Origin of the sequence: Phocaeicola salanitronis DSM 18170, assembly GCF_000190575.1 — a bacterium.
Taxonomy (GTDB): domain Bacteria; phylum Bacteroidota; class Bacteroidia; order Bacteroidales; family Bacteroidaceae; genus Phocaeicola; species Phocaeicola salanitronis.
Genome location: NC_015164.1, coordinates 1,979,823 through 1,994,482 on the forward strand (window position 1 = coordinate 1,979,823; position 14,660 = coordinate 1,994,482).

Annotated in this window: 12 protein-coding genes; 11 read left to right on the forward strand and 1 reads right to left on the reverse strand. The window is 48.7% G+C overall.

Features of this window, described 5'->3' with window-relative positions; translation table 11 throughout:
- The first annotated feature begins 20 nt into the window (after nt 1–20).
- From BACSA_RS08510 to BACSA_RS08535, 6 genes are all read left to right on the forward strand, one after another.
- Entirely contained in the window at nt 21–1,730 is a 1,710-nt protein-coding gene (locus BACSA_RS08510; protein WP_013617704.1) for a RagB/SusD family nutrient uptake outer membrane protein, read from the forward strand.
- A 20-nt stretch (nt 1,731–1,750) separates the two neighbouring features.
- A complete protein-coding gene (locus BACSA_RS08515; protein WP_013617705.1) occupies nt 1,751–3,007 on the forward strand; it encodes a glycan-binding surface protein in 1,257 nt (418 codons plus the stop codon).
- Nucleotides 3,008–3,027: 20 nt separating this feature from the next.
- A complete protein-coding gene (locus tag BACSA_RS08520; protein ID WP_013617706.1) occupies nt 3,028–4,938 on the forward strand; it encodes a hypothetical protein in 1,911 nt (636 codons plus the stop codon).
- Nucleotides 4,939–4,946: 8 nt separating this feature from the next.
- Nucleotides 4,947–6,311, forward strand: coding sequence for a glycosyl hydrolase (locus BACSA_RS08525; RefSeq protein WP_013617707.1), 1,365 nt, complete (start codon nt 4,947–4,949; stop codon nt 6,309–6,311).
- Nucleotides 6,312–6,439: 128 nt separating this feature from the next.
- A complete protein-coding gene (locus tag BACSA_RS08530) occupies nt 6,440–7,543 on the forward strand; it encodes a glycoside hydrolase family 26 protein (RefSeq protein WP_013617708.1) in 1,104 nt (367 codons plus the stop codon).
- 133 nt (nt 7,544–7,676) lie between these two features.
- Nucleotides 7,677–8,843 (forward strand): glycoside hydrolase family 130 protein, encoded by a 1,167-nt coding sequence (locus BACSA_RS08535; RefSeq protein ID WP_013617709.1) that lies wholly within the window; start codon nt 7,677–7,679, stop codon nt 8,841–8,843.
- Between the two features lie 53 nt (nt 8,844–8,896).
- On the opposite strand, the gene BACSA_RS20175 is transcribed toward BACSA_RS08535, so the two are convergent.
- Nucleotides 8,897–9,067 (reverse strand): hypothetical protein, encoded by a 171-nt coding sequence (locus BACSA_RS20175; RefSeq protein WP_169311448.1) that lies wholly within the window; start codon nt 9,065–9,067, stop codon nt 8,897–8,899.
- 132 nt (nt 9,068–9,199) lie between these two features.
- On the opposite strand from BACSA_RS20175, the gene BACSA_RS08540 reads away from it, so the two are divergent.
- The 5 genes from BACSA_RS08540 to BACSA_RS08560 all read left to right on the forward strand — a co-directional run bounded on the left by BACSA_RS08540 (nt 9,200) and on the right by BACSA_RS08560 (nt 14,658).
- Nucleotides 9,200–10,582: an MFS transporter gene (locus BACSA_RS08540; protein ID WP_013617710.1), complete on the forward strand. Its 1,383-nt coding sequence runs from the start codon at nt 9,200–9,202 to the stop codon at nt 10,580–10,582.
- Between the two features lie 104 nt (nt 10,583–10,686).
- The gene (locus BACSA_RS08545) at nt 10,687–11,877 is read left to right on the forward strand and encodes an AGE family epimerase/isomerase (protein WP_013617711.1); all 1,191 of its coding nucleotides are present in this window, start codon (nt 10,687–10,689) and stop codon (nt 11,875–11,877) included.
- Nucleotides 11,878–12,109: 232 nt separating this feature from the next.
- Nucleotides 12,110–12,931: an alpha/beta hydrolase gene (locus tag BACSA_RS08550; RefSeq protein WP_013617712.1), complete on the forward strand. Its 822-nt coding sequence runs from the start codon at nt 12,110–12,112 to the stop codon at nt 12,929–12,931.
- 94 nt (nt 12,932–13,025) lie between these two features.
- On the forward strand, nt 13,026–13,637 hold the full coding sequence (locus tag BACSA_RS08555; protein WP_013617713.1) for a TetR/AcrR family transcriptional regulator: 612 nt from the start codon (nt 13,026–13,028) through the stop codon (nt 13,635–13,637).
- A gap of 199 nt (nt 13,638–13,836) precedes the next feature.
- Nucleotides 13,837–14,658, forward strand: a complete 822-nt coding sequence (locus BACSA_RS08560) for a class I SAM-dependent methyltransferase (RefSeq protein ID WP_013617714.1) — start codon at nt 13,837–13,839, stop codon at nt 14,656–14,658.
- Nucleotides 14,659–14,660 lie beyond the last annotated feature (2 nt).

Here is a 14,660-nt window from a genome sequence, read left to right on the forward strand (position 1 = left end):
TAATTAATATAACAAGAATTATGAAACTGAATACTTTCAAACATATAGCATTGGCAACTCTTTTCGGACTGGGATTGTCTTCCTGCGAAGATTTTCTGGATCGCCCGGCTGAAGATACCTATAACGTAGACAACTTCTACGCCAACGACGACCAGTGCATTCAGGGCGTAAATCCGCTCTACAATTCACCGTGGTTCGATTTCTCCCGCGGTTTCTTCAAAGTAGCCGAAGTGCTTTCGGGCAACTACTACTGGGGTTCATCACCCTACCTTACTTTTACAGTAAACGGTACGGATGAAGACCTAATCAATATGTCATACTCGTTGTGGTCGGTTAATGCGTATGCCAACACCATCCGCGAACGGCTCGCTACAGCCAACGCTTCGCCCGAAACTATTAACACTTGTATCGGCGAATGCTTAACATGGAAAGCAATGGCATACTTCTATCTGGTACGCATCTTCGGTGCCGTGCCTATCGTACACAGCAACTCTGCCGACATTGCCGCCGGAAATTACAACGAGAAATACAAAGTCCAGATTCCGGATGTGTACGAATACATCATTATGACATTGGAAAAAGCCATCGAATTGCTTCCGGCTACCAATTCAGAAGGACGTATTGACCAATACACCGCAAAAGGATTATTGGCAAAAGTATACCTTACAAAATCAGGGTACGGTATGAGCGGTTCACGCAACGAAGACGACTTGCGCCAAGCAGCAGCTTACGCTAAAGACGTCATCGACAACTCAGGAAGACATTTGCTAAGTAATTACTCTGACATCTTCCGTTTGGCAAACAACACCAACGAAGAATGTCTGTTATCTTGGCACTGGTCTCCTTCTACAGAAGTCTGGACCTGCCAAAACCAAATGCAGTCCGACCTTGCCATCGTTGGATTCGATGAATTCGGTGACTGCTGGGGAGGTTATAATGGACCGTCGGTAGACCTGCAAGACGCTTTCGGAGAAAATGCCCTCAGCCCAACCCGGTACAACGGAGACGCACGCCGTAAAGCTACCATGATGATGTGTGGGGACGTATATGAATACTTTTGGCAAGACAAAGGCGGATTCAACTACATCGACTTCTGCTTCGGTTATGACGGAGGTCCGAAACAATACCAAAGCGCAACAGGAGCCAACGAAGTGAAACATCTGTATGGAAACGCTAACGACCATCTATCAGCCCTTGGCGTATCGGCATCTTCACAACACAGCGGATTGAGCACTCACCTGCTCCGCTTGGCTGACATTTACCTGATTTATGCCGAAGCCATGATAGGCAATGCAGGTTCTACAACTGATGCTTCTGCCATTGATGCTTTCTATCAAGTACGCCACCGCTCGGTAAACACGTATGAACGTCCGTCATCCATCACATGGGAAGATGTATGGAAAGAACGCCGCTTGGAACTGGCTTGCGAAGGAGACCGTTGGTATGACTTTGTACGTCTCTCGTATTACGACACACAACGTGCCATCAACGAACTGACTAACCAACGCCGTGACGTGTATTACGGATTGGATGATTTGTACGAAGAGTATTACAATACAGGCTCGTTCACCGTCAATCCGGATGAACACCGCTATAATCCGGACGCAGTAAAACCGAATGTTACCGCATCGACCTTCACACTGCCGTTCCCGACCGAAGACGTGGTATTCAACCCTCATTTGATGGAAGATCCTATTCATATAGACGTTCGTAGCGAATTCAGTTATTAATCCTCTAAAACAATTGAACAATGAAAACAACGAAATATATCAAAGGTCTGGCTCTATTGGCAATTTTCTTCACAGGAATAGCTATCACTTCCTGTGAAGACGAGCCGGACAAATACGAAATAGCCGAAGGGTTGCCTACGGTACATTACGTACGTCTGCCCGACCCTGCTGTAGCTGACTCTCTGATTACCGGATCTTATTTGTCGAATACGATCTGCATTGTTGGAGATAACCTGCGCAGCGTGTATGAATTATATTTCAATGACCAAAAGGCCATCCTGAACACCAGTCTGATGACCGACCACACGATCATTGTAGACGTACCGTCAGCCATCCCTTCCGTAGTGACCAATAAAATGTATTTGGTCAACATCAATAAGGATACGGTAGCATACGACTTCAACATCCAAGTGCCCGAACCGGAAATCACTTCGATGACAAACGAATATGCCACACCGGGTACCGAAGTGACTATCAACGGAAACTATTTTATTGACGACCCGAATGTGCCGCTCAGCATCACGATGGGCAATGTACCTGTAACCGAAATCACCAGCATCAGCCAAAACGCTGTAAGCTTCGTAATTCCGCAAGGCGTTTCAACCAGCTACATCAACGCTACCTCCATCTACGGAACCGGAAAATCTACCTTCCGCTATATGGAAAGCAATGTATTATTCGACTTCGACAACGACGGAGACGATGCCTTATACAATTACAATGGATGGCATGCACCCACCATCGGCACACTGACAGAAATTGCCCCGATAGACAACAACTACCTGATATTCCAAGGCAACCTGGACAATGGCACTTGGGACGACAGCCATTTCGCTTTCGAATACTGGCCGAACGGAGACGATGCCACTCCTTATCTGAACACATTGACCGACTTTGAAGATTTAAGCAACCTGCAGTTCAAATTTGAAGTTAATGTACCCGATGCGTGGAGTGCCTGCGCGATGCAAATCATGCTGACTACCAACAACGAAGTAAGCGGTTCGAACCAAAACAACAGCTTCTTCCAGAACGAAACTTTCCCACGCGCCCTTTGGATTCCGTGGCAATCATCCGGAAGCTACACCACCGATGGCTGGACCACAGTCACCATTCCGTTGTCTGAATTCCGTTTTGGTTCATCGGGAACAGCTATTAACGCACTTTCCGCTACAGATATCACCGGATTGACTATCTTTGTATATGGCGGAGGAGCAACCGGTACGGCATGTACACCGACTATTTGCATTGACAACATCCGCGTTGTGCCCATTTATTAACCTTTTAAATGCAATTATCAATGAAAACAAATAGAATATTAACCCTTTGCCTGGCAGGGTTGCTTCTTACGGGAAGCGGTATATCCTTCACATCCTGCCAAGGTGACGATGTGGATACCAACCAATTCACAGGAGGTATCAGCCTGAATGTATTCGGTCCGTGCCCGGTAGCACGTGGAGGAGAACTACGCTTCATCGGTAGCGGCATGGATCAAGTGACCGCCGTATTCATACCCGGATGCGCAGACATCACTGACATACAGGTCATCAGTGACCGTGAAATCCGTGTCACCGTACCTCAAGAAGCCGAAGAAGGATACGTCATTCTTAGAACACCGAGTGCAGACATACAGACCCAAACAAAAATAACTTATACAGAACCTATTTCGTTAGAGAACTTCAGCCCTACCGCTGTACTTCCGGGAGAGACCATCACCCTTACAGGCGACTACCTGAACCTGATGCAGAAAGTGATTTTCGCCGAGGAAGTGGAAGTAAACTGTGCCGACTTCATCGAACATACCCGCCAACGCATCACACTGACCGTACCCGAAGAAGCCCAAAGCGGACTCATCATCCTTTCGGACACGGCAGAGATTCCGAACCAAATTTATTCGGAAGAAGAACTGACCGTGGTGCTGCCTTCGGTTAACAATGTCAGCCAACTGAACAATGCCAAACCGGGAAATACGGTAGAGATACAAGGACAACACTTGAATCTGGTAAAACAAGTACGGACCAGCAATGGAAGTGAAGCAGAATTTGTAGTAACAAACGATGAAATACTCCGCTTCGACATCCCTGCCGATGCAGCCGATGGCGATGTTGTCATGATTCCGGCATCGGGCGTGGAAGTAACAATCGCTCATTTAGCTATGGCTGTACCAACCGAAGTACAGGCTACTCCTGCTACCGGACTTCGCGCAGGAAACACAATTACATTGACCGGAAAAGACATGGGACTGATTACCCATGTTACTTTCCCCAATGTATCCGAACCCGTAGCTTTGGCTTCGCAAACCGAAGAACAAGCAACCGTCGTTATGCCCGAAATGGCACAAAGCGGCAACTTGATGCTGAACACCGGAAGCGGGAAACAAGTAGCCGTAGCCATCGAAACATTGAAACCTACAGTCAACGGATATACTCCAACAACCGTTTCGGCAGGTGAAAGCGTAACGCTGAGCGGGAACAACCTTGACCTAATCGCCTCTATTACATTTGGCGACGGAGAAGCAGTTGCGGTTACACCCAGCGCGGCACCGGATATAGAAGTGCCTATCACCACTGCGGAAGGCGAAGTAACCGTTACCGTCACCATGGCAAACGGCGAAACCGTCACTTGCCCTGCATTGAACGTAACCAAACCGCAATGCTGCTACATCACTTCATGGCCTGAAGAAGACATCAAGTCGGGCGCACTGCTTGAAGTAAGCATCGAAAACAGTGACAAGCTAACCTCTGTACAACTGAACGGAAACACCGTACAGTACATTGTACGAGACGGAAGCCTTCTGATTTCACTGCCTGCCGACGTATCTGGCGAGGCCACACTGACCCTCGTATCTTCGAATGGAGAAATGCCTTACACCATCAGCATCGCCGACGGAGCAGCCGTAGTCATCTATGCCGGACCTGCCGTGAATGCAGGCAATTGGGAAGGTTATGTACAATTAGGCAGTGAACTCTTCGCTGACGCACATGTCGGCTCTATCATCACCGTCTACATTTCCAACATCGGAGCAGACGCACAAGGAGCTTTCCAGAACAGCAGTTGGAGTTCCATTGACCCCGCATACGATGGATTCGCACTCTCGGGCGATTCGTTTACAATGGTTGTCAACGAAAACATCCTAAGCCAGATCCAGTCGGGCGGACTGATTGTAAAAGGAAAGAACTATACCATCGAATCAGTTACCATACTTAACTAATGACGATTATGAAAAAACTACATATATTATATACTTTCGCTGCGGCTGTCTTTTTATTAGCCGCTTGCGACACCGACGTAGAACACGACATCGCCCAAGTAGATGCTCCTATATTCGTTTCGGCAACCCCCGAAACAGGAAGCACCGTAAAAACAGGCAATGTCACCGTCACCCTGCAATACGACAAGAACATCTATTTCGCTTCTGAAGATGCCAGCCAAATCAGCATATCTGATAATGGAACGGTAGTAAGTGCCGATGTCATCGGAGTAAGCAATACACTGACCATCGTGGCAAACTGCCCCAACCGTGGAGCTACTTACACGCTTACCATTCCTGCAGGACTGGTAACAGGTCCCAACCAAATGCCAGCACCCGAAGTAAGCTTGACGTTCAGTACAACCGGACTCAATACCACACCGGTAAATTCGCTGACTGCCGAAGCACAACAGGTGTACGACTTCTTGGTAGAAAACTTTGAGACACGTACCCTTTCTGCCACAATGGCTGTAGACGGTGTATCGGGACAGACCGGAAGTTGGAACACCGCCGATGCCGAACAAGTATACCAATGGACCGGACAATATCCGGCTATGAACTGCTTCGACTACCTGCACTTGGCTTCTTCACCTTCCAGCTGGATTGATTACTCGGACATCACACCGGTGAAAGAATGGTGGGACAACGGAGGCATCGTACTCGCCATGTGGCACTGGAACGTTCCAAAGACAGAAGGTGATACTGATACAAACAACTACACCTCAACCCTAAGCGAAACGGCATTCAACATTGACAATGCCTTTACCGAAGGAACGTGGGAATACCGTACCGTACAAGCTGACCTTGAAAAGATGGCAGGTTACCTCAAACTGTTACACGACGCAAACATTCCGGTCATCTGGCGTCCGCTGCACGAAGCTGCAGGAGGATGGTTCTGGTGGGGTAAGAACGCCGACAGTTTCAAGAAGCTCTGGATTCAGATGTTTGATTACTTCAAAGCGCAAGGCTTGAATAACCTGATTTGGGTATGGACCAGCGAAACAGGCGATGCCGACTGGTATCCGGGTGATGCGTATGTAGATATTATCGGGCGCGACCTGTACGGCAACGATGCTGCCGACTGCGCTTCGCAATACCAAACCCTCATCAACGACTTCGGCAACAAGATGATTACGCTGAGCGAATGCGGTTATTCGGAATATACCGACTCTACGGTCGGACTGCTTTCCGAACAATGGAACGCAGGCGCACGCTGGTTATGGTTCATGCCATGGTATGACTCCGACAACAGCACCACCCCACATGCCGACCAAACTTGGTGGGAAGACGCTATGAGCCAAGACTATGTCATCAAACGCGGAGAATTCAAATAAATGTAATATATCGAACACAGAGACACGAAGACACAGAGAGATAAACTAACTTTGCGAACTTCGTATTCTCAAACTAAAAAAACTCTGTGTCTCTGTGCCTCTGTGTTCGATGAAATACCGGAAGACTTATGAAACCAATCCATACAATCCTTGCGGGCACCTGCCTCATCGCTTCGATGACCGCTTGCGCCCCGCAACAAAAAGAAACACCTAAGCCCGAACGCACTCCCGAAGCGCTCGCGATGCTCCAGACACTGAAAACGCTCCCGCAGCAAGGCGTGTTTATGTTCGGACATCACGATGATCCCGTGTATGGCATCCGCTGGGACGGAGATGAAAACCGCAGCGACGTGAAAAGCGTGTGTGGCGACTATCCCGCCATGATGTCGTTCGACTTGGGACATATCGAACTGGGCGATAGTGTCAACCTCGACAAAGTATCGTTCGACCGCATCCGACGTGAAGTGGTAGCACAATACGAACGGGGCGGTATGTCCTCCTTCAGCTGGCACCTCGATAATCCGCAGACCGGAAAAGACACATGGGATGTATCCGATTCTACCGTCGTGCGTTCCGTTCTGCCCGGAGGAGCCAACCACGAGAAATTCATCACGTGGCTGGACCGTGCCGCCGATTACATGAACTCTATCCAAACAGCGGACGGAACCAAAGTTCCTGTCCTCTTCCGTCCGTGGCACGAACACACCGGAAGCTGGTTCTGGTGGGGACAGAAGCTCTGCTCTACCGAAGAATATAAAGCATTGTGGAGCATGACTTACAACCGCATGAAAGAAAAAGGTGCCGACCAATTGCTGTGGGCATACTCGCCCGGCATCGAGCCGAACGACACGACCGAATACCTGGAACGCTATCCGGGAGACAGCATCGTCGACCTCATCGGCGTAGATGCCTACCAGTTCGAAAGAGCCGCCTACGAACAGGCACTCGACAAATCACTGCGGATAATGACCCAGATAGGCAAGTCGCACAATAAAGCCATTGCCGTTACCGAGACCGGATACGAGACCATTCCCGATTCTACATGGTGGACCGGAACACTGATGCCTATTATCCAGAAATATCCCATCAGTTACGTACTGGTATGGCGCAATGCCCGCGAAAAGGAAAACCACTTTTATGCACCTTATCCGGGACAAGTATCGGAACAGGACTTCGTGAAGTTCTACAACGACCCGAAAACTCTTTTTGCCGGAGATATGAAAAGTAACTAATTTAAATTGAACACAGAGACACAAAGACACAGAGAATTAAAGCAAACTTTGTGAACTTTGTATGCTCAAAATAAAACGCTGTGCCTTCGTGCCTCGGTGTTCATTTCCATAATAACCATAAACAACCACGTATATGACCTCATTTGAAGAAAAAGTAAAAGACCTCATTGCCCGTCACGAGGCACTTATCACACGTAAGAACGAACCTGTAGCTGAAAGCAATGGCGTGTACACACGCTATAAATACCCCGTCTTGACCGCAGCGCATACCCCTATCTTCTGGCGTTACGACCTTGACGAGAAAACCAATCCTTACCTGATGGAACGCATCGGCATGAACGCCGTGCTTAACTCGGGAGCGATTAAATGGAACGGGAAATACCTGCTCGTAGCCCGCGTGGAAGGTGCTGACCGCAAATCGTTCTTCGCCGTAGCGGAAAGCCCCAACGGGGTAGACAACTTCCGCTTCTGGGATTACCCTGTAACCATGCCCGATGACGTTATCCCCGCCACCAACATCTACGACATGCGACTCACGGCTCACGAAGACGGCTGGATATATGGTATCTTCTGTGCCGAACGCCATGACAACAATGCTCCGGCAGGCGACCTCTCTTCTGCTACAGCCACTGCAGGCATCGCCCGCACCAAAGACTTGAAGACATGGGAACGCCTGCCCGACCTGAAATCGAAGAGCCAGCAGCGTAACGTGGTGCTTCATCCCGAATTTGTAAACGGCAAATACGCCCTTTACACCCGTCCGCAAGACGGATTCATCGATGCCGGAAGCGGCGGAGGAATCGGCTGGGCACTGATTGACGACATCACGCATGCCGAAGTGAAGGAAGAGAAAATCATCGACCTCCGCTACTACCACACCATCAAGGAAGTGAAGAACGGCGAGGGACCACACCCTATCAAGACTCCGAAAGGCTGGCTGCATTTGGCTCACGGCGTACGCGGATGTGCTGCCGGGCTGCGTTACGTATTATATATGTATATGACTTCACTGGAAGATCCAACCAAGCTTATTGCTTCACCGGGCGGCTACTTCATGGCTCCCGAAGGTGAAGAACGCATCGGCGATGTATCAAATGTATTGTTCACCAACGGCTGGATTGCCGACGAAGATGGCACAGTGCACATCTATTATGCTTCTTCTGACACGCGGATGCATGTTGCGGTATCTACTATCGACAAGTTGGTAGACTACTGCATGAACACGCCTCAAGACGGGCTGACTACTACCGCTTCGGTAGAAACATTGAAAAAGCTCATTGACAAGAACCTTGGGAAATGAATAAGACATTGAACACAGAGGCACAGAGACACGGAGGAATTGTCAATTCTCAATTAAGAAGCTGTTTTGAATTTCTCCAAAAAGTTTTTCTTGGCTTGATGTATCCGTTTTCGTGTGTGCTTTGGGCGATTTTTTAGTCCTTTTCGCTCCTGTTCTTCGTCAGATAGCCCGCTATCTTCCTCATCACAGAAGCGAAAATGCCTCAAAAACTCATCCCAAATCATCGCACGATAAATTCAAAACAGCTTCTAAAAAAACGCTGTGTCTTCGTGTCTCTGTGTTCCATTTCATTATTCACAAACCAATCATAAATTCCCTCTGTGGTGAACCCGATAATTAAAACATAAATAATAACCATGATAAAACTCAAAGAAAAAATCGGCTACGGGCTGGGCGACATGGCTTCCTCAATGTTCTGGAAGCTGTTCGGCGCCTACCTGATGATTTTCTATACCGACGTGTTCGGGCTTCCGGCGGCAATGGTGGGGACGATGTTCCTCGTCACCCGCGTGTGGGACTCGGTGTTCGACCCCGTCATCGGCATCATCGCCGACCGCACGTCAAGCCGCTGGGGAAAGTTCCGCCCCTACCTGCTCTTTCTTGCCGTCCCGTTCGGACTTATCGGCATACTGACGTTCTATACGCCTCCTTTCGGCGAGGCGGGAAAATTAGTCTACGCCTACATCACCTATTCGCTGATGATGATGGTCTATTCGGGCATCAACGTGCCCTACGCTTCGCTCTTAGGCGTCATGAGCCCCAACCCGAAAGAGCGCGGCACGCTTTCTACTTTCCGCATGATGTTCGCCTACATCGGAAGTTTCATCGCCCTGCTGCTGTTCATGCCCATGGCGAATGCTTTCAGCGGACACAGTTCGGACATTGCCGCCCAACAACATGGCTGGCTGATGGCTGTAATGGTCATTGCGGTAATGTGCGTGTTACTTTTCTTCGGCTGCTTCTCGTGGACCAAAGAACGGGTAAAACCTATCAAGGAAGCGAAAAGCTCATTGAAGGATGACATACACGACCTCTTCCATAACCGCCCGTGGTGGATTCTGTTCGGAGCCGGAATCGCCTCGCTGGTGTTTAATTCCATCCGCGACGGAGCGGCGGTGTACTACTTCAAATATTACATCGTGGAATCAGACTTCCACGTCATCACGCTTTTCGGGATGTCGTTCGTATTAAGCGGGCTGTTCCTCTCTGTAGGCCAGGCTGCCAATATCATCGGCGTAGTCTTGGCGGCTCCGGTCAGCAACAAGATAGGCAAGAAAAACACCTTTGCCATCGCCATGCTCCTTGCCACTGTGCTCAGCATCATCTTCTATTGGTTCGACAAAAGCGACCTCGTATGGATATTCGTCTTCCAATGCCTCATCAGCATCTGTGCCGGAAGCATCTTTCCGCTCCTGTGGTCGATGTATGCCGACTGTGCCGACTATTCGGAACTGCGCAGCGGAAACCGCGCTACAGGACTTATCTTCAGTGCCTCGTCGATGAGCCAGAAGTTCGGCTGGGCAATCGGCACGGCAGTAACGGGCTGGCTGCTCTCCTACTTCGGATTCCAAGCCAATGCCGAACAGAGTGCCGAGACCATCCACGGCATCAAACTATTCCTCAGCTGGTTGCCCGGGGCTGCAGCATTCGTCTCGATGCTCTTCGTCATCGGCTATCCCTTGGGCGAACAGAAGATGAAAGAAATCATCGGCAAGCTGAACGAGAAACGGAAATCCTAACTTTCATTCTCACCACAGATTACACAGATTTTTTAATCAGACAGGAAGCTGATAAAATCTAAATTGAAAATCTGTGTAATCTGTGGTGAAAAAAACAATGCGCTATGAATCAACTTATCAACCAGCTTCGGAACGAAATGCGCTCCGAGCTTGAAAACAACATCCTTCCGTTTTGGATGAACAAAATGGAAGATAACGAAGAAGGCGGCTTCTACGGACAAATCACCGGCGAAGACGAATTGAAACCTGAAGCATCGAAAGGCGCCATTCTGAACGCACGCATCCTGTGGACGTTCTCGTCTGCCTACCGCCTGCTGAAGAAACCCGAATACTTAGAAACAGCTACCCGTGCCAAACGCTATCTGATAGACCGGTTCTACGACCCGCAGTACGGCGGCATTTACTGGGAACTGGACTATAAAGGCAATCCGCTCGATACGAAAAAACAAATCTATGCCATCGGCTTCGCTATTTACGGACTGAGTGAATACGCCCGTGCTACAGGTGATGAAGAAGCCTTGGCGTATGCCCAACAATTATTTGATGTCATCGAACAACACAGCTTCGATTCCGAACAAAACGGATATGTGGAAGCATTGACCCGCGACTGGCAACCCATCGAAGACATGCGCCTGAGCGACAAGGACGAAAACGAAAAGAAAACGATGAACACGCACCTGCACATCCTGGAACCTTACACCAACCTCTACCGCGTATGGAAGGACGAACAGCTGGAACGACAACTACGGAACCTGATTGAAGTATTCATCACCCGCATCCTCGACCCACAGACCGGACACCTCAACCTGTTCTTCGAAGAAGACTGGACCAACAAATACCGCATCTATTCGTACGGTCACGACATCGAAGCCTCATGGCTTATCCACGAAGCGGCATTGGTACTGGGCGACCCGGAAGTGCTGAAACGGATAGAGCCCATCATCATCCGGATAGCTCAAGCCGCCGATGAAGGGCTGAACCCCGATGGAAGCATGATATACGAAAACTTCCTCGACAAACAAAAGATAGACCGTGAACTGCACTGGTGGGTACAGGCGGAAAACGTAGTAGGACACATCAATCTCTACCAGCACTTCGGCGACACGGAAGCTCTCGACACCGCCGCCCGTTGCTGGGAGTTCATCAAGACGAAACTGATAGACCGCGAACAAGGCGAATGGCACTGGAGCCTCCTGCCCGACGGCACCGTAAACCGTCGCGATGACAAGGCTGGTTTCTGGAAATGTCCTTACCACAACGGCCGCATGTGCATGGAGGTCATCGAACGCTTCTGACTTTTTCACCACAGATTACACAGATTTTCAATTTAGATTTTAAAGTCTATACAAACTGTCAGTTCAGAAACGCAGATTAACACAAATTTTCGCAGATTATTTTCATTGACTATTGGACTATTTACGATTTACTATTTTGCCCTAAATCGTACTTTGTCAATCGAAAAATTGTAAATAAAATAATCTGCGTTAATCCGTGAAAATCTGCGTTTCTAATAATTCAGCAAAAACCATGAAACAACTGAGCTTAATCCTTTTGGCGATGCTGTTAGGCAGCATTGCTTGGGGAACGCCCCTGAAATATACCGAAGTGCATGACATTCCCTACAAGAAATCGGAAGAAGCCTACGTGAAAGAACGCTGCAAGTTAGACATCTATTATCCCGAAGACACGACGGGATGCCCTGTTGTCGTATGGTTTCACGGAGGCGGACTGACTCAAGGCAACAAGTCTTTCCCTTGGAAACTGAAAGAAAAGGGCATGGTGCTTGTCGCCGTCAACTACCGTTTGCTTCCCAAAGTGGAAATCAACGAATGCCTTGATGATGCAGCGGCAGCCGTGGCATGGGTATTCCGCGAAATCGGGAAATACGGAGGAGACAAACGGAAGATTTTCGTATCGGGACACTCGGCAGGAGGCTATCTGACCGCCATGATAGGCTTGGATAAGAAATGGCTCGCCAATTATCAGACCGATGCCAATGAGATAGCAGGACTCATCCCGTTCAGCGGACAGATGATCTGCCATTTCGCCTATCGGGACATGAAAGGCATCGGAAACCTGCAACCGACCATTGATGAGTATGCCCCACTCTTTCATGTCCGGAAAGACGCTCCTCCCTTGGTATTGATTACAGGAGACCGCAACATCGAGCTTTTCGGACGATACGAAGAGAACGCCTACATGTGGCGGATGATGAAACTGACCGGACATGCCGAAACCTACCTCTACGAGATAGACGGACACGGGCACGGCTCTATGGCAGAACCGGCTTACCACATCTTAGAGCAACACATCCGGAAAATTTTAGGGCAACCGGTGAATAACAACTGACCAAGAATACCCCTACCACAAATCCCTATAAATAGGTATTGCCGGATTATTTCAAGCCTTGTATTTTTGCAGAAAGAAAAAAACAGGAAACATCATGCAAGTGCTGAAAGAAGACATACGCGACCGTATATTGGCTATTGCCAGGCAGCAATTCGCGCAGAATGGATATTCCAAAACTTCCATGCGTGAAATAGCCGGACTGGCAGGAGTTGGGGTCGGAAACATCTACAACTATTTTGCGAACAAAGACGAGCTGTTCCGTGAAGTGGTCCATCCGGTCTTGTATGCCTTGGAAGCCATGTTGCAGGAGCATCACGGCATACGGGGCGAGGATATTATGATGATGCGGTCGGAAAAGTATCTGAAGTCCTGCATCGATGAATATGTTTCGCTTATTAACACGCACCGCGGGCTGATGGAAATTCTGTTGTTCCGCGCACAAGGCTCTTCATTGGAACATTTCCGCGAGAACTACACCGACCGTTCTACGGAACTGGTCAAGGCATGGTTCACGTCCATGCAGCAGAAGCATCCCGAAATCAATACGGCAGTGTCCGATTTTATCATCCACCTGCATACGGTATGGATGTTCACCCTGTTCGAAGAACTGCTGATGCATTCGGTTCCCCAACAGGAAATGGAAACCATCTTGCACGACTATATTCTTTTTGAAATTCAAGGCTGGAGGGCAATCATCCAAATATGAGATACAGACAACGTACATACGAACATTCAACCGTATTGGAACGGTTGGCAAGGAGGAAATCTTCACGGAGGTTTCCTCCTTTTTTTATGAACATTTCTGAATATCGTTCGCTTTTGCGCACTTTTCTCACATTCGGCAAAGCAAGTAAACTCGCTTTGCTCTCACTCAATCGAAACGTTCACTATTAAATTGCAATATAATGAAACAGAAACACGAATTTAAGAGCATTGTGGCGGAGACGTTGCTCATTCCGCTATACATGAGAGCGAAAGAAAGCCGCCGTGTCAATCCCATTCTGGATGACAAGGCAGCGGAACGGTTGGCAGACAGCTTGGAATACGATTATTCCCAATTCGATGGGGCAAAGCTGAGCGAAGTGGGCTGCGTGGTGCGCGGCTGGTATTTCGACCGTGCCGTAAAACGGTTTATCGATACGTATCCCCGTCCGGTAGTCGTAAATGTAGGGTGCGGATTGGATACCCGTTTCCAGCGTATCGGCAACCCCAAAGCTGTTTTTTATGACTTGGACTTGCCGGAAGTCATGGCACTACGTCGGGAATTGATACCCGAACAGACAGGTAATGTTTATATCGCAGCTTCCTTACTGGAAACCGACTGGATGGACGAGCTACGTCGGAAACATCCCGATGCGGAATTTATTTTCATTGTGGAAGGTGTGCTGATGTATTTTTACGAGAAGCAGGTAAAAAGTTTCCTGCATCACGTGGCAAGCCGTTTCGGAGGTGGAGAGTTGTGGTTTGACGTATGTGGCACCATGATGAGCCGGCATGGTGTAAAGCCCGATTCACTCCGCCATCATGAAGCGCAAATCCGTTCGGGATTGAGCGACGGACATCTGGTGGAACAATGGGAACCGGCTTTGCAACTCATCGAACAAGCTAACTACATGAAGTTTTTCCGCTCACGCTGGGGATTCTTCTTCGGACAAGTATTAGGGCGCATTCCTTGGCTATGTTATAAATTCAGTTCATTACTCGGATATAAAATCCTATCAAAATAATA

Coding starts and splice junctions, on each gene's coding strand:
- BACSA_RS08555 (WP_013617713.1), top strand. CDS start 13,026: ATGCAAGTGCTGAAAGAAGACATACGCGACCGTATATTGGCTATTGCC.
- BACSA_RS08510 (WP_013617704.1), top strand. CDS start 21: ATGAAACTGAATACTTTCAAACATATAGCATTGGCAACTCTTTTCGGA.
- BACSA_RS08560 (WP_013617714.1), top strand. CDS start 13,837: ATGAAACAGAAACACGAATTTAAGAGCATTGTGGCGGAGACGTTGCTC.
- BACSA_RS08530 (WP_013617708.1), top strand. CDS start 6,440: ATGAAACCAATCCATACAATCCTTGCGGGCACCTGCCTCATCGCTTCG.
- BACSA_RS08535 (WP_013617709.1), top strand. CDS start 7,677: ATGACCTCATTTGAAGAAAAAGTAAAAGACCTCATTGCCCGTCACGAG.
- BACSA_RS08525 (WP_013617707.1), top strand. CDS start 4,947: ATGAAAAAACTACATATATTATATACTTTCGCTGCGGCTGTCTTTTTA.
- BACSA_RS08550 (WP_013617712.1), top strand. CDS start 12,110: ATGAAACAACTGAGCTTAATCCTTTTGGCGATGCTGTTAGGCAGCATT.
- BACSA_RS08540 (WP_013617710.1), top strand. CDS start 9,200: ATGATAAAACTCAAAGAAAAAATCGGCTACGGGCTGGGCGACATGGCT.
- BACSA_RS08515 (WP_013617705.1), top strand. CDS start 1,751: ATGAAAACAACGAAATATATCAAAGGTCTGGCTCTATTGGCAATTTTC.
- BACSA_RS08545 (WP_013617711.1), top strand. CDS start 10,687: ATGAATCAACTTATCAACCAGCTTCGGAACGAAATGCGCTCCGAGCTT.
- BACSA_RS08520 (WP_013617706.1), top strand. CDS start 3,028: ATGAAAACAAATAGAATATTAACCCTTTGCCTGGCAGGGTTGCTTCTT.
- BACSA_RS20175 (WP_169311448.1), bottom strand. CDS start 9,067: ATGATTTGGGATGAGTTTTTGAGGCATTTTCGCTTCTGTGATGAGGAA.